Here is a 19,285-nt window from a genome sequence, read left to right as displayed (position 1 = left end):
GCCTCGTAGGAAGGCGTGAAACGACCGACTGTTCTAACCGCTGTAACTAGATGAGATTAACCGGAAACAAAACAACTAAGAGACTTGATGTCATATCAAGTCTCTTTCTTTCATGAAAGGAGAATGAATGATGGAGACGATGCCAAATTGGTTAATGCAACGTGCATTTTTAACACCAGATCGCACTGCAATTGAAATAGAGGAAGAGAAAGTTACTTTTATGCAGCTGCATGAAAAAGTAGTATCTGTTTGTGAACACCTCACGCATGTTGGAGTGAAGCGTGGGCAAAAGGTGGCTGTTCTGATGAAAAATGGTATGGAGATGATTACAGTTATTCACGCCCTATCTTACGTAGGTGCAGTAGCTGTGCTTTTAAATACGCGTCTTTCAAGAGAAGAGCTACTTTGGCAAATGGATGATGCTGAAGTTATTTGTTTAGTGACGGATCAAGATTTTGAGGCTAAAGATATTCCTGTATATTCATTCGCCGAAGTGATGAATGGACCAAAAGAGGAAGCCTCTATACAAGAAGAGTTTTCTTTAGAAGAAGCGATGACAATTATTTATACGTCTGGGACGACAGGGAAACCGAAAGGCGTTATTTTAACGTACGGGAATCACTGGTCAAGCGCGGTTGGCTCTGCGCTTAACTTAGGCCTTCGTGATGACGATTGCTGGTTAGCTTGTATGCCGATGTTCCACGTTGGCGGGCTATCTCTTTTAATGAAAAATATTATGTATGGCATGCGCATTTTACTCGTTCCGAAATATGATGCTGATTTTATTCATAAAGCACTTCAAACGAGAGGCGTTACGATTATTTCTGTCGTTTCTAAAATGTTGACTGATTTATTAGAGAGACTTGGAGAAGGGACATACCCATCTTCTTTAAGATGCATGTTACTTGGTGGAGGACCAGCGCCGAAACCACTATTAGAAACGTGTGTAGATAAAGGAATTCCTGTATATCAAACGTACGGTATGACAGAAACGTCTTCACAAATTTGTACGTTATCAGCTGATTACATGTTAACGAAAGTAGGATCAGCCGGAAAACCACTATTTCAGTGCCAACTCCGTATTGAAAAAGATGGCGTAGTAGTGTCGCCATTTGCGGAAGGTGAGATCGTAGTAAAAGGACCAAACGTAACAGGCGGTTATTTTAACCGCGAAGATGCGACGCGCGAAACAATTCAAAACGGATGGCTTCATACTGGTGACCTCGGTTATTTAGACGAAGAAGGATTTTTATACGTATTAGATCGACGCAGTGATTTAATTATTTCTGGCGGAGAGAATATATATCCGGCTCAAATTGAAGAAGTGTTGCTTTCTCATCCGATGGTTGCGGAAGCAGGTGTGGTCGGGATGACTGACGATAAATGGGGACAAGTACCGGCTGCTTTTGTTGTAAAAAATGGAGAAGTAACAGAAGAAGAAATTCTTCATTTTTGCGAGGAGAAATTAGCGAAATATAAAGTGCCGAAAAAAGCATGTTTCTTAGAGGAATTACCACGAAACGCTTCGAAAAAATTGTTAAGACGAGAGTTAAGACAATTAGTGGAGGAGATGTAGGTGGAAATAAAAAAAGCGACGCTACATATAACGGAAATGCCACTCGTAATCCCGTTTGCTGCAAGCTACGGGACGTATGAAAAGCGTGAAAGTATCGTCATTGAATTAGAAGATACGGACGGATACATTGGATTTGGCGAAGTCGTTGCGTTTTCTGAACCGTGGTACACGGAAGAAACAGTGAAGACAGCGCTACATGTACTTCAAGATTTTTTATTACCGGATTTATTAAAGGCGGAGATTTCTCATCCGAATGAAGTACCTGGTTTGTTCCAACATATAAAGAGAAACCGAATGGCAAAGGCCGGAATAGAGGGGGCTGTTTGGGATTTATATGCGAAGCGCCAAAAGAAATCGCTAGCGACAGTACTTGCCGGAACTAGTCATGAAATTGAAGTCGGCGTTGTAATTGGCCTTAATACGATTCCAGTTATGTTAAAACAAATCGAGAAGTATGCAGAAGAAGGATACGAGCGTTTTAAAGTGAAAATAAAGCCAGAGCATGATTACGAATTATTGAAAGAGATTCGAAAAGAGTTTCCGCATATCCCGCTAATGGCAGATGCAAATTCAGCATATACATTAGGGGATACGGAGAGGCTGAAACGACTAGATGAATTCCAATTAATGATGATTGAACAACCGTTAGCCGATTATGATTTTCTTGATCACGCGGAGTTGCAAAAGAAAATTGAAACGCCGATTTGTTTAGATGAAAGTATTCATAGTTTAGAAGATGTACGCGTTGCGATTACCCTTGGTAGCTGCCAAATTGTGAACATTAAACCAGGGCGAGTGGGCGGATTAACAGAATCGGTTCAAATCCATAATTATTGCATGGAGCATAACATACCAGTTTGGTGCGGCGGTATGGTGGAGATGGGGATTTCACGAGCGCAAAATGTTGCCCTTGCTTCACTGCCGAACTTTACGATTCCAGGTGATATATCTGCTTCTAGTAGGCACTGGGAGAGGGATATTATTTCGCCGGAAGTGATGCTTGAGAGCGGGAAAGTGATGGTGCCGCAAAGTGTTGAAGCTGAGTATGAAGTAGATCGCGGAAGGCTGGCGGAGATTACGAAGCAGCGGCTTGCTTTGGAGCGGTAAATTGAGTCTTTAAAATAGCGGGCGAATTTCGTCGTTAATTGTCGGTAAGTCGATATATTTCAATAATCGCTAATATAATTTGAGTTACGGTCGATATAATTTTATTTACTAAGGTTACTCCCGTGAGTAGCCTTTTCTTATTGTACAAATTGGATAGACTAGTTTACAATCGAGCGTATAAAGTGAAACTTTAATCAGTGGGGGCATCCCCACTGATTATTAGTTGAACCAATCGGGCTTTTATGGGCAGTTGATCTTCCACCTAACTTCTTTGATTCACCCGAATTTTGAGGTGGGAGTCTTACTGCCCGCAAATAGCGGGGTAAAGGGGGAGTAAAATGAAGCGCATTTCAATTTTAATAGCGGATGATGAGGCAGAAATTGCTGATTTAATTGAGATACATTTAGAAAAAGAAGGGTACCACGTCGTGAAAGCAGCTGATGGAGAAGAGGCAATTCATGTTATTGAAACGCAGCCAATCGACTTAGTGGTTTTAGATATTATGATGCCGAAAATGGATGGGTATGAAGTGACGCGCCAAATTCGTGCGAAGCATCATATGCCAATCATTTTCTTAAGTGCGAAAACGTCTGATTTTGATAAGGTGACAGGTTTAGTATTAGGCGCAGATGATTATATGACGAAGCCTTTTACACCGATTGAATTAGTTGCACGTGTAAATGCACAATTACGCCGATTTCTTACGTTAAATCAGCCGAAAGTAGCGGAGAATAAATCAGCTTTAGAGGTAGGCGGAGTTGTTATTGATCCGGAGCGAAGAACGGTAAATGTGTACGGAGAACAAGTTGAATTAACACCGAAAGAGTTTGATATTTTATATTTATTAGCGAGCCATCCGAAGAAAGTGTACAATGTGGAAAATATTTTTCAGCAAGTATGGGCGGATGATTATTATGAAGGCGGAAATACAGTTATGGTACATATTCGTACATTGAGGAAAAAACTTGGAGAAGATAAAAGAAAGGACAAGTTAATAAAAACAGTGTGGGGAGTAGGGTATACTTTCAATGTCTAAAAAGATGAGAAGTTTTCGTTCGAAGATGGTTATGCTATTTGCGTTAAGTATGATATTTGCTGGTGGCGTAACGTATATCATTTATCAAGGGTTACGGATTTATTACAAATTAGTCGTTCGTTATGAGGATCCGTTAGCGCAAGTGCGGTTCATGATAAAACAAATTGGGGATGTTAATTTCTTTTTAATTCTTTTCATCCCGCTATCCATTATGTTTTTCTTCTTCCTTACTAAACCATACTTAAAATACTTTGATGAGATTTCAAGCGGGATTCATCATTTGGCGAACGGAGATTTTTCAAATGAAGTGCGCATTTCATCAAACGATGAGTTTGGAGATATCGCACATGAAATAAATGTTGCGAGTGAAAAGTTAAAAGAAGCGGTGGAAAGAGGAGATTTTGCTGAAAGTAGTAAAGATCAGCTCGTTGTGAATTTAGCTCATGATTTAAGAACACCGTTAACATCCGTGTTAGGATATTTAGATTTAATTCTTAAAGATGAAAATTTAACAAAAGAACAAATTAAACATTTCTCCACAATTGCATATACAAAATCGCAAAGACTGGAAAGTTTAATTGATGAGCTATTCGAAATTACACGTATGAATTATGGCATGCTAAAGCTGGATAAAAAGCCGATTGATATAAGTGAGTTGCTTATACAGCTAGAGGAGGAATTGTATCCGTTATTAGAAAAACATCATTTAGAAGCAAGATTGAATGTGGATCCTCATTTACCGATGCACGGTGATGGAAAATTGCTAGCTAGAGTATTTGAAAACTTGTTAACAAATGCCGTACGTTATGGATATGATGGGCAATTTGTTGATATGAATGGGTATGTTGATAATGGAGAAGTTGTCGTACAAATTATGAATTACGGAGATAGCATTCCGGAAGAAGATTTACCGTATCTTTTTGATATGTTTTATACAGGTGATAAAGCAAGGTCAGAGAACCGTGGCGGGACGGGACTTGGATTATTCATTGCTAAAAATATTGTCGAGCAGCATAACGGTACGATTTCTGCTGAAAGCAATGTAGTTAGAACGATATTTGAAGTACGATTGCCAAAAGACGAGAATGTAACAATTTAATAAAAATTTAAACTTTACCCCACTTTTTATTTTAATAGTTTTTTCTATTCTATATGTAAGTTACGTTAAGGAGGAAATAGAAATGAAAAAGTGGGTATTTATTTCTTTTTTTATAGCATGCACAGTATGTGTAGGCGTTTATATATCACCGTTATTTCAAAAGGAAATCGATGTTAAAATTGTCGGAAAAGATGAGCTAGTAAAGGCGGCAAACAACGAGAGGAAAGAGATTACGAAGGAACAAATTTATAAGGGCGATTTATTATTAGTTAACAGGGATTATCCAGTAAAAAAAGATAGTATTAGGTCTGATATTATAAATGTAAATCATAATAGTGAATTAGTGAGAGGCTATGTAATATTTGATAGAAATCTTCGTTTATCAAAGGATGTTGTGAAAAAGTTTTTGAACGTTGTCGATGCGGCTGGAAAAGAAAGTATTAACCATTTTTTGATTAGTAGTGGCTATAGAGATTTCGAAGAGCAAAAACAGTTATATGAAAAAATGGGATCTGATTATGCACTTCCAGCAGGATACAGTGAACATAATTTAGGATTATCACTGGACATTGGGTCTACTCAAAAGAAAATGGAGAAAGCGCCTGAAGGAAAATGGATTGAAGAGAACGTATGGAAGCATGGCTTTATATTACGTTATCCGAAAAATAAAAGTAACATTACTGGAATTCAATATGAGCCATGGCATATCCGTTATGTCGGCCTACCTCATAGCGCAATTATGCAAAAAAAGAATTTCACACTAGAGGAATATTTAGAGTTCTTAAAAGAGGAAAAAGAGATTTCAACTGAAGTAGAAGGTAAGAAATATACTGTTTCTTATTATAAAGTTTCTGGGAATATGAAAGTGAATGTTCCAGCAAATAAGCAGTATGCAATTTCCGGGAACAATATGGATGGGGTTATTGTGACGGTTCAGGAATAGAGAAAAAGGCTGTGCCATTTGGGACAGCCTTTTCTTATATAAGAAAGGAATTGACGTTTCTTGTCTGTAAATCGATATTCCTTGTCGAATCGTTGATATAAATTCCTATACTATTAGCATTTTGGAGGAGCATCTTTTGATTTACTTTTAAACATTATAACGTTATATTTACTTCTTCCTTTTTTTATGTTACGCTAAACGTGTGAAAGAGACATAAAATGAAACTTTAATGTAAGCGCATTCTTACGGCTTCTTATAGAAAAGGGTGGAAGTACAATGACAGAACGATTCGTACTACGTAATGTGAAACGTGTGAACGGGGAAGAGATTGACATTGTAATTGAAAATAATGAAATCGCACAGGTGACGAAAGCTGGTGTTGGTGAGGGTGGAAAGGTTCTTGATTACTCTGGTACTTACGTATCGAGTGGTTGGATTGATTTGCATGTTCACGCTTTTCCAGAGTTTGATCCGTATGGCGATGAGGTTGATGAAATTGGCGTTAAGCAAGGGGTAACGACAATTGTTGATGCGGGTAGTTGCGGTGCTGATCGCATTGCAGATTTAGTAAAAAGTAGAGAGCAGGCAAAAACGAATTTATTTGCCTTTTTAAATATTTCTCGCATCGGTTTGAAACGAATTGATGAATTATCCAATATGGAATGGATCGATAAAGAGAAAGTAATAGAAGCAGTAGAAAATTATAAAGATGTAATCGTTGGGTTAAAAGCGAGAATGAGTAAAAGTGTCGTTTGTGATAGTGGAATTGAACCGCTTCATATAGCGCGCTCTTTATCTCGCGAAACATCATTACCGATTATGGTACATATCGGTTCAGCGCCTCCTCACATTGAGGAAGTTGTACCTCTTTTAGAAAAAGATGATGTCATTACACATTATTTAAACGGGAAAGAAAATAATTTATTTGATGAAGAAGGCAAACCGTTACCTGTGTTACTAGATGCAGTGAATCGCGGTGTGCATTTAGATGTTGGGCATGGTAATGCCAGTTTTTCTTTTAAAGTAGCAGAGGCCGCAAAGCGTCACGATATTGCTTTTAATACAATTAGTACAGATATTTACCGGAAGAATCGCGTGCACGGTCCCGTGTATAGTATGGCTCACGTTCTTTCGAAATTCCTTTACTTAGGTTATCCGCTAGAAGAAGTGATTGATGCGGTTACGAAACATGCGGCAGAATGGCTGAAAAAACCTGAGCTTGGCCGCATTCAAGAAGGAGATATTGCAAACTTAACTTTATTTACGGTGAAAGATGAGAAGGTTACGTTAATAGATTCAGAAGGGGATCAGCGCATTGCTGAAAGAAGAATTGATACGAAAGGGGTTGTAATTAATGGGTCATTCATTGAATGCTAAGTACGGATTAAAAAGAGTGATTAATGCGAGTGGTAGAATGAGTATTTTAGGTGTATCTGCTCCGACAGATACAGTTATGGATGCGATGAAACATGGGGGACAAAATTATGTGGAAATTGCTGATTTAGTAGATAAAGCAGGAGACCATATTGCAAGAATTCTAGATTCAGAGGCAGCGGTCGTTGTGAATTCAGCATCGAGCGGAATTGCGCTTTCTATCGCTGGTATCGTTACTGAAGGAAATCGCCGTAAAAGTGAAAGACTTCATCAAGAGGTAATCGCGAAAAACGAAGTGATCATGTTAAAAGGTCATAACGTTCAATACGGTGCTCCAGTTGAAACGATGATTTATTTAGGCGGAGGAAAACTTGTAGAAGTTGGCTACGCAAATGAAGGGAAAGCAGAGCATATTGAAGATGCAATTGGTGAAAATACAGCAGCGATTCTATATGTGAAATCGCATCATGCCGTGCAAAAAAATATGATTTCTGTTGAAGAAGCATGGGAAGTCGCGCAAAGAAATAACGTACCACTTATCGTGGATGCGGCAGCTGAAGAAGATATTCAAAAATATGTGAAGTATGCAGACCTTGCCATTTATAGTGGTTCAAAGGCAATTGAAGGGCCTACTTCTGGTATTGTTGGCGGGAAACGAAAATATATTGAGTGGCTGAAAGTGCAATTACATTGCATTGGAAGAAGCATGAAAGTTGGGAAAGAAACAACTTTTGGTTTACTTCAAGCACTTGATGAGTACGGAGTAAAAGAAGATAAGAGTGAGCAAGAAAAAGAGTTATTACAAGTACTTATGCCGCTAAAAGAATTAAACGGTGTAAATGTAACAATCGTTCAAGATGAAGCGGGAAGAGCAATCTTTAGAGCACGTATTCATATTAACGAAAAAGAGTTAAATAAATCGGCAAAAGACGTTGTGACAGCATTACGCGAAGGAGAAATTGCAATCTACACACGTGATTACGGAGTAAGACAAGGATTCTTTGATATCGATCCACGTCCACTTCAAGGTGATGACATACATGTGATTGAAGAAAAATTGAGAGAAATTGTAGGGGGAAATTAAAATGACAAACATTCAAAAACGTTTTTATAAAGGCCGCGTAGCATTAAATGTATTAGCAAACAATATAGAAAATGCGAAAGATATTTTTGAAGCAGCAGAAGGTTATGTAGTAGTAGGCGTATTATCAAAAGATTATCCAACAGTAGAAGAAGCTGTTACAGCGATGAAAGCATACGGAAAAGAAATTGATGACGCTGTATCAATTGGATTAGGAGCAGGAGATAATCGCCAAGCAGCAGTTGTAGCTGAAATTGCGAAGCATTATCCTGGTAGTCATATTAACCAAGTGTTCCCTTCAGTTGGAGCGACACGTGCAAATCTTGGCGGAAAAGATAGCTGGATTAATAGTTTAGTATCACCAACAGGAAAAGTAGGGTACGTAAATATTTCTACTGGTCCAATTAGTGCAGCAGGGGAAGAAAAAGCAATCGTTCCAATTAAAACAGCGATCGCACTTGTACGTGATATGGGCGGAAATTCATTGAAATACTTCCCAATGAAAGGTTTAGCTCATGAAGAAGAATATCGCGCAGTTGCGAAAGCTTGTGCGGAAGAAGGATTTGCATTAGAGCCAACAGGCGGAATTGATAAGGAAAACTTTGAAACAATTGTACGTATTGCGCTTGAAGCAAACGTAGAGCAAGTTATCCCGCACGTGTACTCTTCTATTATTGATAAAGAAACTGGCAATACGAAAACAGAAGATGTTTGTGAATTATTAGCAGTCGTGAAGAAGTTAGTTGATCAATATGCGTAAGAAAATTGCAGCGTTCGGCGAAGTAATGATGCGCCTGCAAGTACCAGGATATGAATTGTTGTCGCAAGCAAACACATTAAATTACTCATTTTCTGGTACAGGTGTGAACGTGGCAGCAGCACTTTCTCATCTAGGGCATGAAGGGCTTCTTATTTCAACTTTACCGGAAAATTCGGTTGGGGATGCGGCATTATCTTACATTCAAAAGTTAGGTGTGCAAACCTCGCTTGTTTCAAGAGGCGGCAAATATGTCGGTATGTACTTTTTAGAAAATGGATTTGGTACACGTGCAAGCCGCGTTACATATTCAAATCGATTAGAAAGTAGCTTCAATACGGCATGTGAAGAAATGTATCAATTTGAAGAAATCGCAAAGGAAATTGATATCGTTCATTTTTGCGGCATTACACTTGCGATGAATGATACGGTGCGCCATCATATGAAATCTTTGGCGAAAGCAGTGAAAGAAAACGGAGGAACTGTCGTCTTTGATTGCAACTATCGTCCATCTCTTTGGGGAGAAGACGGGTATGAGCAGGCGAAACCACATTATGAAGAAATGCTGGCTCTTGCTGATATCGTTATGATGAACGAAAAAGATGCGATGTTTGTTCTTGGAATGAAAACAGAAAAGACGGAGCGAGAGGCGCAACTTGTTGATCTTATTCCAAAGGCAGCTGAAACATATCATATCGCTACAATCGCTGGTACACATCGCTCTATTAATAGCGATAATACACACTCGCTTCGCGGATTTATATGTAAAGATGGTGCGTTCACTTTTGCAAAAACACTTACGTTTTCTGTATATGATAGAATAGGTGCTGGAGATGCTTATACGAGCGGGATTATTCATGGCGAGATAGAAGAGTTTGCACCAGAGAAAGCTGTTTCATTTGCGTCAGCAGCTGGAATGCTTGCACATACAATCGTCGGTGATACGCCAATGTCATCAGAGAAGGATATACTTCGGGCAATGACGACATCAGTAGGTGATGTAGAAAGGTAGTGGGTGTAACGGTGAACGTAACGAGAAAAAAAGGACCATTATATTTACAAATAAAAAATATTATTCGTGATCGAATATTGCATGGTGTATATGCGATTCATACAAATATTCCTTCCGAACCACAGTTAGAAGAAGAGTTCAAAGTGAGCAAAATTACAGTGCGAAATGCGATTAAAGAACTCGCTCAAGAAGGATATTTGGAAAAGAAAAGCGGTAAAGGAACGAAAGTCATCCGTAACACTTCTGCGACAAAGTTGTCAAAGGGAAAGAAATTTACTGAAGTGTTAGTGGAAGAAGGCTATAAAGTACAGAAGAAATTGCTAAAAGCAGAAATCGTTCAGAATGAAGAAGGAACAGTGCCATTTCAATTATTCGGTAAAGAGAGTTTTCGTATTGAACGTTTATATACGTTAAATGATGCACCGTATATTCATTATACGCACTATTTCTCAGCGAAAATGGCAAGTATAGATTTATCGGATTTTGATTTACAATCGCTTTACGATTTAGTCGAGGACCGAGGCATTCATTTAGAAAACTTCAGAGATGAATTCGCTGTTGGACTTGCGTCTAGTTTCGTTGCAGAAGCGTTAGGTGAAAAAGAGGGGACAGCGCTATTAAAACGTATGCGTTATTCTTACGATGAAGTTGGCGAAGTAATTGAATATAGCGAAGGCTACTACAATACAGAAATGCAGCATTATGTAGTGAATTATGACGTATAAAAAAGAGGGTATTTGCCCTCTTTTTTTATAAAGTAAGGGGAATGCGAGATGGATATATACTTATTAATCGTCACGTTACTTGCAATTGCGATTGTTATTTTAGGGGTATCATGGTGGAAATGGCATGCATTTATTAGTTTAACAGTTGCGAGTTTATTTTTAGCTATCATGTCTGGATTGAATTTAACGAAGATAGTGACTGCCTATGAATCTGGTGTTGGTAGTGTACTAGGGCATTTAGTTGGTATTTTAGCTCTCGGTACAATTTTAGGAAAAATGATGTCCGATTCAGGGGCCAGCATGCAAGTGGCAGATTTCTTTATTCGATTTTTCGGTGTGAAGAAACTACCGTGGGCTATGTTATTTGCAGGATTTGTTATAGGGATTCCAGTATTTTTTGAAGTGGGGATCGTCATTTTATTACCACTCGTTATTTCCATCCGAAAAACGACGAAGCAAAATATATTATTAATTGCGTTACCTGTCATTGCTGGATTATCTATTGTTCACGGGCTAGTGCCTCCGCATCCAGGTGCGATGACAGCAATCGGTATTTATAACGCGAACTTAGGAAAGGTACTTTTATATTCATTACTTATCGCGCTACCAGCAGCTATTATCGCAGGACCGATATTTGCAAAGTGGGTACATAAAAGGGTTATACCTGAAAATGAACCAGAGCTTATTCGAGTTACGACTGTCTCAACTGATTTACCGAGTCGTAAAGTTTCATTCTTTATTATTTTATTACCAGTTGTATTGATGATTTTATCAGTCGTTGCACCATATATTTCATTACCGAAAAAGATGACTGAATTTTTTGTATTTATCGGAAGCCCAGTAATTGCTTTACTTATTTCATGTTTCGCAGCATTTTATTTACTTGGGATAAGACAAGGAATTAATAAAAAGATGATTAAAAAATTAACGGATGAAAGTTTATTACCAGTCGGTTCCATTATTTTAATTATCGGTGCAGGCGGTGGATTTAAACAAATATTAATTGAAAGTGGCGTTGGAACAGCGATTGCGCAAATGGCAGAGCATATATCGTTATCACCAATTGTATTAGCTTTCATGGTAGCTGGATTAATTCGAATTGCAACAGGTTCAGCAACAGTAGCGTTAACGACAGCAGCGGGAATTGTTTCACCAGTTATTCAGCACATGTCTGGTGTGAATTTAGAATTGCTCGTTATAGCAACCGGTGCAGGTTCATTAATGTTTTCTCACGTAAATGATGCAGGGTTCTGGCTTGTAAAAGAATATTTAGGTTTGACAGTAAAAGAAACGTTTAAAACGTGGACGGTGCTGGAAACATTGTTATCATTTATTGCATTCGGTTTTGCTCTTTTGTTGAATATGTTTCTTTAAAGGATACCTGAATAGGTATCCTTTTTTAATAAAGTCCAATTCCTAAAACAAGCCCGTTTTTAGGTAAGCCAAGCTTCCTATTCGCCCTGAAAACATAATATAAATGGAATCCCCTCATTTAGAACAAGAGGAACTTGTTATGAATGATACTAAAGGAGGAATAGGGTAATGAGCGAAAAGTGTGAACACAGACATGATGATTGTAACCGCAGACATGGTTGCGGCGGCGGTTTTGCGCTTCTAATCGTATTGTTTATTTTATTAATCATCATCGGTGCTAGCTGCTTCGGCGGTGGCGGTTCTTGTGGTTATGGTGGTTACGGCGGTTATGCTGGCGGCTACGGTGGATATTGCTGCTAATTAAAAACTATTGAAAATGGCCTTGTGCGTATTGCACAAGGCCATTTTATTCATATTTTTATGTGTTGTGATAATTTATTAATATATAGAGATCGGATTAAGAAGAAGAAAATGATCTCAATAATCCCGAATAAAGTGAGTACGATACATGTCTCTTTCAGTAATGAGAAAGAAAACATGCTTTGTAAAAACTTAATGGCGAATATTGTATGAATACCAGCAACAATATAAGGAACGAAAAATAATATTCCTAATTGAATCGTTGCAGAACGAAACATTTCTGATTCTGTTAAGCCAAGTTTTGTAATCGTAATATACTTTTGTCTTTCAGTTGTTAAGTCGTTATACATACGGAAATATAAAACGCTAGCCGCACCGATAAAGAAGATAAAGCCAAGAAATGCCCAAATAAAGAATTGAGCAACTGCATTCCCTTTACCGTAAATGAGTTCATCCGTAGCTGTATATATGAAGAAAGGAACTTGAGCGTTCTCTTCTGTATGCTTTTCGTAGAACTTACGTGCATCGCCACTAATAACACGTAACATATTTTTTGTTGGAACGATTGCATTTTCCCAGTTTTCTACGAAGTAGTTATAGATTACGGTTGTTTCAATATGAGGAATCATATTATCAAATACATAATCTTGTACGACAGCTAAATGTGGGAATGCAAAGGATGGTTCTATTCCTTTATTAATAAACCCTTTAATATGAAATTCTTTTTTATTAGATCCAAGTGTAATCGTATTATGCTTTGCAAATGGATTAGATACGAGATTGAGAAGTTCTGGTGAGTGGCGAGAAATAATATACACTTCTGTAGAATCAATTGTTATTTCCGGCCTTTTCAATTGTTTAGCAATTGCGTTATAATCACTCATCTTCATAAGCATAATGTCTTCTTTTAAAGCTGTATCTTTTACTACTGTAAACTTATATTTTCTGTACTGAAAATTACTATTTGTAAGCTCAGTTTCAATTGCAGTAATATGCTTTTGTTCAAGGGAATTGTCACCTTCTGATGTATAAGTGAAGGGGACGGGATATCGTTCTAGTACCGATGCTGTTGTATTGTTATTAGCAGCGAATAAACCAATAATAATCGTAAATGCTAGTGCAGATAGCATAGAAACGATAAAGAGTACATTAATATTACTACGAGTCCGGTTAGCTAAATCTGAAATCCATAACATATTTATTTGCTTCATATAAAACTTTCTCCGCTTTTTCAAAATAAAGATAAAGAGAAGAAATGTTTGTGAAAAGAATAAATATGTTCCTACCACTACGAGCGGTAAAATAGATAGCATAATTAAGAATACAGATCCATTTTGTGCATTTTTTTCTGTTATATAGCCTTGCGGATAACCAGCGATATAATAGCATAGTGCTAAACAAATTAAAGCAAATAATGAAATGAGTATAGACGGTCTTTTTTCGCTTTTTTCCTTTTTACTATTTTTAATTAATCGAGTTGTTTTACGAGTACGAATAAACATCGGTGTAAACGTAGATACGATGAGAAATAAAATAATAAAAGTTATTGTCGTTACGATAATAGCTTCTGTTGGCCAATATAAATAGAGGCCTTTTGCGTTTGTTAATTTAGAAGTAACGAGTAAGAAAAAGTTAGAAAAAACAAGACCGCCTTGAATACCAGCAAAAATAGCGAGCATTCCAATAATCATATTTTCAGTAAACAAAAGACGTTTTAATTGTTTTTGAGATATACCGAGAACAGTTAAAACGCCGAATTGCTGCTTCCGAACATTTAAAAATGTTCCGATTGAATATAAGAGAAAGAAGAACGAGAACAAAACGATAACAAACTGTGCCATGCCGGCTAAGTTCATCAGTGGATCTTGTTCCTGTAATTTATTCATAATTTGTAAGCGTGGATGATACGCGTATACAGTAAATGAAAAGAAAACCATAATAGAAAAAGCACTACTTACAAAATAAGCGAAATATGCTTTAGAATTACGCGAGACATTTTTAAATGCGAATTGCCAAAATGTCATCCACGTCTTCCTCCTAATAATGCTAAAACATCTAATATTTCTTGATAAAATTTCTCACGGTACAATCCGCGGTGTAGTTCATTGTAAAGCTCTCCATCTTTAATGAAAATAACACGGTTACAATAACTTGCTGCAAACGGATCGTGCGTAACCATTAAAATCGTTGCATCTTCTTCTTTATTTAATTTCGTAAATAGCTCCATTACGTCAATTGCCGCTTTTGAATCTAAGTTTCCTGTCGGTTCATCGGCAAGTAGAAGTGAAGGATGATGAATAACAGCACGTGCTACTGCAGTACGCTGTGCTTGTCCTCCAGAAACTTCAAAAATACGCTTGTCCAAAATATGATCAATTCCAAGCTTTTTTGAAATGTTATCAAGCTTTTCATCCATTTCTTTTAATGGAACATTATCTAATGTTAAAGGTAGTACGATATTTTCACCGATTGTTAGTGTATCTAGTAAGTTAAAGTTTTGGAAAACAAATCCTAACTCTTGTCTTCGGAAAATAGCTAACTTCTCTCTACGAAATGTGTGCGGTTTTTTTCCGTTAATCACGACATCACCAGAAGTCGGAGAATCGATTGTAGAGATAACGTTTAAAAATGTAGATTTCCCGCTACCAGATGGTCCCATAATGGCAACGAATTCCCCTTTATCCACGTGTAAATTTATATTTTTTAAAGCAGTATGAGGGACTTTTCCCTCATATACTTTTGAGACGTTTTTTATGTGTAATACTTCTTCCATAGTAATCACCTTTCTACTTTTTAAAACTTAATGTGTTGTGATAATTTTTGCATATAAAAGGAACGAATTAAAAGGAAAAATAAAATTTCAACCGTTCCAAAAATCATAAGTACGACTGTAATCTCAGCGAAGAACGAGAGATGTAAAACTTCTTGTAGCATCTTTGTCGCAAACATCGTATGAATCGATGCCATAATGTATGGAACAAAGAAAAGAATCGCAAGTTGAATTGTAGCAGATCGTTTCATCTCAGCTTCTGTTAAACCGATTTTTGTAATCGTTACATACTTTTCTTGTTCATTTGTTAAATCTGTATACATCCTGAAGTAAAGGACACTGCCAGCACCAATAAAGAAAATAACACCTAAGAAAGTACCAATTAAGAAGAACGAAGCGACATTTTGTTTTGTTGTGTATAGAGAATCGCTCGCTTCACTTGCATGGAAAGGCTTGTGCTCTGCTTGAATGTTGTTCCCGTCGGTATTAATTTTGTCTATGAATAACGAGCCGATGTTATTAGCTTTTTCCCAGTCCTTAACTTTAAAGCTATATACACTCATCTGTTTTGAAACGGAGGATAATGCTTCTACATTTTCATCAGATAGTATGAGCAATTGGTATATTAAGCGATTTGGGAATGGGTTATAACTTTTATATTCTTTCACTTGTAGTTGTAAATTGTTTTGAGTAAGTGTAAGAGTATTTTTCTTGTCTTTATTATGAAGCGTTCCAATAACTTGATCATCTAAGTCTTTCATAAGAATATAAGATTCATTCTTATTTACTGTGAGCGTTTCCCAATTTAAAGCCTTAGCAAGTACATTATAGTCACTTTGTTTAATTGCATAATAGAGCTGCGAATTTTCTTCCGCTGAAGATACTTCATATATATCCGTTTTAAATTGTTTATAAGTAAATTGCTCTTCGTTAAACTTTTGTTTTAACCAATTTAAATGTTCATCTGCTAACGTATTTTCAGTATGTGATAAATATGTAAAAGGAAAAGGATTTTCTCTTACTGTATCGAACTTCATAAATTTACCAAAACCATATAAGAATGTAATCATAGTAAAAGCAAGTGTTGATAGCATCGCTACAATAAAGAGCATGTTAATGTTTGTCCGAATGCGCGCTGCTAAATCAGAAATCCAAAGCATATTAATTCGCTTCATATAAAATGTTCTTCGCGTTTTTAATATACGAATGAGTAAAAAACTAATTTGTGAAAAGAAAAAGTATGTTCCAGCTGCAATAAGCGATGGGATGACAAATATACTAGAGACGGCATATAAAAGCCCAATGATGTCACCTAGCGACATAAAATACAGCGGATTTGCGGCTAACGTATATCCACATATTAAACACATCGCACCAAATAGAGAGATAAGAACGGATGCTTTTCTTTCTTTTTGTTTTGTTCCTTCTTTTAAAAGACGTACGGCTTTTCTCGTACGAATGAGCATCGGTGTAAAAGATGATACGAGAATGAAGAGCCCAAGAAAGATGATGATAGTTAAAACGATAGCACTTGTAGGCCCATATAAATATAAACCAGGTACGTGTGTAATTTTGGCGGTAATTAACAAAAAGAACTGCGAGAAGACAAGTCCAAGTTGAACGCCGAAAAAGATGGAAAGAACACCAATTAGCATGTTTTCTAGAAATACGAGTCTCTTTAATTGTTTTTGAGATATGCCAAGTACTGTTAAAATCCCAAATTGCTTTTTTCGTACTTTTAAGAAGGTACCGATTGAATATAGTAAAAAGAAAAACGAAAAGAATACAATGACAACTTCTGAAATTGTCATTAATATGTTCAGAGCAACATTCACGTCTGTCATATGCAATTTAGGATGAAATAAATAAACTGCAAATGAGAAAAAAATTGCGATGGAAAACGCACTGCTTACAAAATAGGCGAAATAAGCTCTGGCGTTCCGCGTCACATTTTTAAAGGCAAACTGCCAAAATGTCATTCACCTAAACCTCCTATTAGAATGAGCATGAAAAAGGAAGGATGAGATCCCACCTTCTCATGTGATAACTTTTTTAATATGTTAACCATTCGTATACTGTGATAATTTTTGCATATAAAGTGAACGAATGAAGAAGAAAAAGATAATTTCAACGAATCCAAAAATAATAAGAACGGCTGAAACTTCTTTGAACAAAGATAGACCAATTACATCTTGTAGCATTTTCGTTGCAAACATTGTATGAATGGATGCCATAATGTACGGAACGAAAAATAAAATACTAAGTTGAATGGTTGAAGATCGTTTCATCTCTGTATCTGTTACACCAATTTTAGAAATCGTTATATATTTCTCATGTTCGTTCGTTAAGTCTGTATACATTCTAAAGTAAAGAACGCTACCAGCGCCAATGAAGAAAATAACTCCTAAAAATGTCCCGATTAGGAAGAATGCCGCACTGCCTGATGTTATTTTGTATAACGATCCTGCTGATTCAAAGGAACGAATAAGAGGCCCTTCATACTGGAATTTATTTCGATCTTTTTGCACTTTTTCTATAAAATTATCAGCAATTTCATATGTCTGTTCCCAGTTTTGAATTTTGTAATTGTATGCTGATATATGTTTTACGGTGTTAGGTAAGTTATTTACGATAATATCAGGCAACACTATCGTTTGATATGAAAAGTCAGATGGGATTGCGTTTACATGCTCATAGCCTTTTACTCGTAATTTCGTATTTGTACTAGAGAGTGTAATGTAATCTCTTTTGTAGCTTTGCTCAAATTCATTGAATATGGTGATATAAGATGTCCCTGTTAGCACATATGCTTCGTTATCATCCATAAATAGTTGTTTCATTCGTAAAGAATCTGCAAGTTTGTTATAGTCACTTTGCTTAATTGCGTATACGTCATTATAAATAGCTATATCTTTATCTTCTTTTAGTGGTGTTTCATATATATCAGCTTTTATTTTTTGATAAGGGAAATGCTCTTTTTGTAATTGTTGCTCAAGCCAATTTAAATGCTCTGTAACAAAAGGGTTCGCATCATAAGAAAAATAAGAAATTGGGAAAGGAGAAGTTCTATTAACCTCTAGCTTAATAAATTTTCCGAATCCATATAGAAACGTAATCATTGTGAAAGCGATAGTAGATAGCATCGCTACAATAAAAAGCATATTAATATTCGTTCGAATACGGCTCGCTAAATCCGAAATCCAAAGCATATTAATCCGTTTCATATAAAACTTCCTTTTTTTCTTTAAAATATAAATAAGTAAGAAACTAATTTGTGAAAAGAAGAAATATGTTCCGACTGTAACAAGCGTTGGGATAACGAAAATACTTGAAACCATATATATAACACCGATTTGCGGGCTTACTGATACAAAATATTTAGGATTTCCAGCTAACGCATAACCACCAAATAAACAAATCGCACCAAATAATGAAACAAGTATGGATGGTTTTCTTTCTTTTTGTTTTCCACCATTTGTTTTTAAAAGGTGTACCGCTTTTTTTGTACGAATAAGCATTGGTGTGAATGCAGATACAGTGATAAAAAGACTAAGGAAAACAATAGTTGTTAAAATAAACGCTTTAGTAGGACCGTATAAATATATTCCTGGAATATGCGTAAGTTTGGCTGTTACTAATAAGAAAAATTGAGAAAAAACAACTCCAAACTGCATGCCGAAAAAGATAGATAAAACCCCGATTAACATATTCTCCATAAAAACAAGACGATGTAATTGTTTTCTCGATATTCCTAAAATGGTCAAAATACCAAATTGTTTTTTTCTAACTTTTAAAAAAGTACCAATGGAATATAGTAAAAAGAAGAAAGAGAAAAATACAATTACTACTTCTGAAAATATCATTAATCCTGAAATTTCAGAGGTCATGTCAAAGTTTTGTAATTTCGGATGGAATAAGTAAACAGCAAACGAAAAGAAAACAGCAATGGAAAAGGAACCACTTACAAAGTAAGCAAAATAAGCTCTTGAATTACGCGTTACATTTTTAAATGCAAATTGCCAAAATGTCATAAATTATACCTCCGGCTAGAAGATATAGAAGTAGTTGTA

Annotated in this window: 16 protein-coding genes; 12 read left to right on the top strand and 4 right to left on the bottom strand. The window is 36.5% G+C overall.

The window, feature by feature from the left end; genetic code table 11:
- Positions 1 to 130: 130 nt before the first annotated feature.
- The 12 genes from MR143_RS27975 (at position 131) to MR143_RS27920 (ending at position 12,445) form a co-directional block, all read left to right on the top strand.
- Entirely contained in the window at positions 131 to 1,576 is a 1,446-nt protein-coding gene (locus tag MR143_RS27975) for an o-succinylbenzoate--CoA ligase (protein ID WP_000449586.1), read from the top strand.
- Positions 1,577 to 2,683, top strand: coding sequence for an o-succinylbenzoate synthase (gene menC, locus MR143_RS27970; protein WP_000403287.1), 1,107 nt, complete (start codon positions 1,577 to 1,579; stop codon positions 2,681 to 2,683).
- Positions 2,684 to 3,021: 338 nt separating this feature from the next.
- Positions 3,022 to 3,720 carry a response regulator transcription factor gene (locus MR143_RS27965; protein ID WP_000822499.1) on the top strand — a complete coding sequence of 233 codons (699 nt, stop codon included), beginning with the start codon at positions 3,022 to 3,024 and terminating at the stop codon, positions 3,718 to 3,720.
- Positions 3,713 to 4,819 carry a HAMP domain-containing sensor histidine kinase gene (locus MR143_RS27960; protein ID WP_000038803.1) on the top strand — a complete coding sequence of 369 codons (1,107 nt, stop codon included), beginning with the start codon at positions 3,713 to 3,715 and terminating at the stop codon, positions 4,817 to 4,819. The genes MR143_RS27965 and MR143_RS27960 overlap by 8 nt, the downstream gene beginning before the upstream one ends.
- A gap of 82 nt (positions 4,820 to 4,901) precedes the next feature.
- Entirely contained in the window at positions 4,902 to 5,762 is an 861-nt protein-coding gene (locus MR143_RS27955) for a D-Ala-D-Ala carboxypeptidase VanY (RefSeq protein ID WP_000759397.1), read from the top strand.
- Positions 5,763 to 6,038: 276 nt separating this feature from the next.
- Entirely contained in the window at positions 6,039 to 7,139 is a 1,101-nt protein-coding gene (locus MR143_RS27950) for an amidohydrolase/deacetylase family metallohydrolase (RefSeq protein WP_242281115.1), read from the top strand.
- Positions 7,117 to 8,220, top strand: a complete 1,104-nt coding sequence (locus MR143_RS27945) for a DgaE family pyridoxal phosphate-dependent ammonia lyase (RefSeq protein ID WP_000510103.1) — start codon at positions 7,117 to 7,119, stop codon at positions 8,218 to 8,220. The genes MR143_RS27950 and MR143_RS27945 overlap by 23 nt, the downstream gene beginning before the upstream one ends.
- 1 nt (position 8,221) lies before the next feature.
- Positions 8,222 to 8,977, top strand: coding sequence for a 2-dehydro-3-deoxy-phosphogluconate aldolase (gene dagF, locus MR143_RS27940; RefSeq protein ID WP_000181912.1), 756 nt, complete (start codon positions 8,222 to 8,224; stop codon positions 8,975 to 8,977).
- Positions 8,970 to 9,986, top strand: a complete 1,017-nt coding sequence (locus tag MR143_RS27935; protein ID WP_001227506.1) for a sugar kinase — start codon at positions 8,970 to 8,972, stop codon at positions 9,984 to 9,986. Before dagF ends, MR143_RS27935 begins: the two co-directional genes overlap by 8 nt.
- A complete protein-coding gene (locus tag MR143_RS27930) occupies positions 9,986 to 10,711 on the top strand; it encodes a GntR family transcriptional regulator (protein ID WP_000539271.1) in 726 nt (241 codons plus the stop codon). The genes MR143_RS27935 and MR143_RS27930 overlap by 1 nt, the downstream gene beginning before the upstream one ends.
- A 48-nt stretch (positions 10,712 to 10,759) precedes the next feature.
- The gene (gene gntP / locus MR143_RS27925; protein ID WP_000356163.1) at positions 10,760 to 12,085 is read left to right on the top strand and encodes a gluconate permease GntP; all 1,326 of its coding nucleotides are present in this window, start codon (positions 10,760 to 10,762) and stop codon (positions 12,083 to 12,085) included.
- Between the two features lie 168 nt (positions 12,086 to 12,253).
- The gene (locus tag MR143_RS27920) at positions 12,254 to 12,445 is read left to right on the top strand and encodes a YjcZ family sporulation protein (protein ID WP_001290399.1); all 192 of its coding nucleotides are present in this window, start codon (positions 12,254 to 12,256) and stop codon (positions 12,443 to 12,445) included.
- 50 nt (positions 12,446 to 12,495) lie between these two features.
- On the opposite strand, the gene MR143_RS27915 is transcribed toward MR143_RS27920, so the two are convergent.
- The 4 genes from MR143_RS27915 to MR143_RS27900 all read right to left on the bottom strand — a co-directional run bounded on the left by MR143_RS27915 (position 12,496) and on the right by MR143_RS27900 (position 19,246).
- Positions 12,496 to 14,469: an FtsX-like permease family protein gene (locus MR143_RS27915; protein WP_000144917.1), complete on the bottom strand. Its 1,974-nt coding sequence runs from the start codon at positions 14,467 to 14,469 to the stop codon at positions 12,496 to 12,498.
- Complete coding sequence (locus tag MR143_RS27910; RefSeq protein WP_000393250.1) at positions 14,466 to 15,218, bottom strand: ABC transporter ATP-binding protein; 753 nt, start codon at positions 15,216 to 15,218, stop codon at positions 14,466 to 14,468. Before MR143_RS27910 ends, MR143_RS27915 begins: the two co-directional genes overlap by 4 nt.
- A gap of 20 nt (positions 15,219 to 15,238) precedes the next feature.
- The gene (locus MR143_RS27905; RefSeq protein WP_000144978.1) at positions 15,239 to 17,194 is read right to left on the bottom strand and encodes an ABC transporter permease; all 1,956 of its coding nucleotides are present in this window, start codon (positions 17,192 to 17,194) and stop codon (positions 15,239 to 15,241) included.
- An 81-nt stretch (positions 17,195 to 17,275) separates the two neighbouring features.
- The gene (locus MR143_RS27900) at positions 17,276 to 19,246 is read right to left on the bottom strand and encodes an FtsX-like permease family protein (protein WP_000145029.1); all 1,971 of its coding nucleotides are present in this window, start codon (positions 19,244 to 19,246) and stop codon (positions 17,276 to 17,278) included.
- Positions 19,247 to 19,285: the final 39 nt, after the last annotated feature.

The sequence above is a fragment of the Bacillus cereus group sp. BfR-BA-01347 genome, from assembly GCF_022663835.1.
Lineage (GTDB): Bacteria > Bacillota > Bacilli > Bacillales > Bacillaceae_G > Bacillus_A > Bacillus_A thuringiensis_K.
The sequence above is the reverse complement of the archived record's forward strand: the minus strand, read 5'-3'. Positions and strand labels throughout refer to the sequence as shown.

Excerpts from the sequence above, each read along its gene's own strand:
- MR143_RS27975 (WP_000449586.1), top strand. The coding sequence starts at position 131 with ATGGAGACGATGCCAAATTGGTTAATGCAACGTGCATTTTTAACACCA.
- MR143_RS27965 (WP_000822499.1), top strand. The coding sequence starts at position 3,022 with ATGAAGCGCATTTCAATTTTAATAGCGGATGATGAGGCAGAAATTGCT.
- MR143_RS27960 (WP_000038803.1), top strand. The coding sequence starts at position 3,713 with ATGTCTAAAAAGATGAGAAGTTTTCGTTCGAAGATGGTTATGCTATTT.
- MR143_RS27955 (WP_000759397.1), top strand. The coding sequence starts at position 4,902 with ATGAAAAAGTGGGTATTTATTTCTTTTTTTATAGCATGCACAGTATGT.
- MR143_RS27950 (WP_242281115.1), top strand. The coding sequence starts at position 6,039 with ATGACAGAACGATTCGTACTACGTAATGTGAAACGTGTGAACGGGGAA.
- MR143_RS27945 (WP_000510103.1), top strand. The coding sequence starts at position 7,117 with ATGGGTCATTCATTGAATGCTAAGTACGGATTAAAAAGAGTGATTAAT.
- dagF (WP_000181912.1), top strand. The coding sequence starts at position 8,222 with ATGACAAACATTCAAAAACGTTTTTATAAAGGCCGCGTAGCATTAAAT.
- MR143_RS27935 (WP_001227506.1), top strand. The coding sequence starts at position 8,970 with ATGCGTAAGAAAATTGCAGCGTTCGGCGAAGTAATGATGCGCCTGCAA.
- gntP (WP_000356163.1), top strand. The coding sequence starts at position 10,760 with ATGGATATATACTTATTAATCGTCACGTTACTTGCAATTGCGATTGTT.
- MR143_RS27920 (WP_001290399.1), top strand. The coding sequence starts at position 12,254 with ATGAGCGAAAAGTGTGAACACAGACATGATGATTGTAACCGCAGACAT.
- MR143_RS27915 (WP_000144917.1), bottom strand. The coding sequence starts at position 14,469 with ATGACATTTTGGCAATTCGCATTTAAAAATGTCTCGCGTAATTCTAAA.
- MR143_RS27910 (WP_000393250.1), bottom strand. The coding sequence starts at position 15,218 with ATGGAAGAAGTATTACACATAAAAAACGTCTCAAAAGTATATGAGGGA.
- MR143_RS27905 (WP_000144978.1), bottom strand. The coding sequence starts at position 17,194 with ATGACATTTTGGCAGTTTGCCTTTAAAAATGTGACGCGGAACGCCAGA.
- MR143_RS27900 (WP_000145029.1), bottom strand. The coding sequence starts at position 19,246 with ATGACATTTTGGCAATTTGCATTTAAAAATGTAACGCGTAATTCAAGA.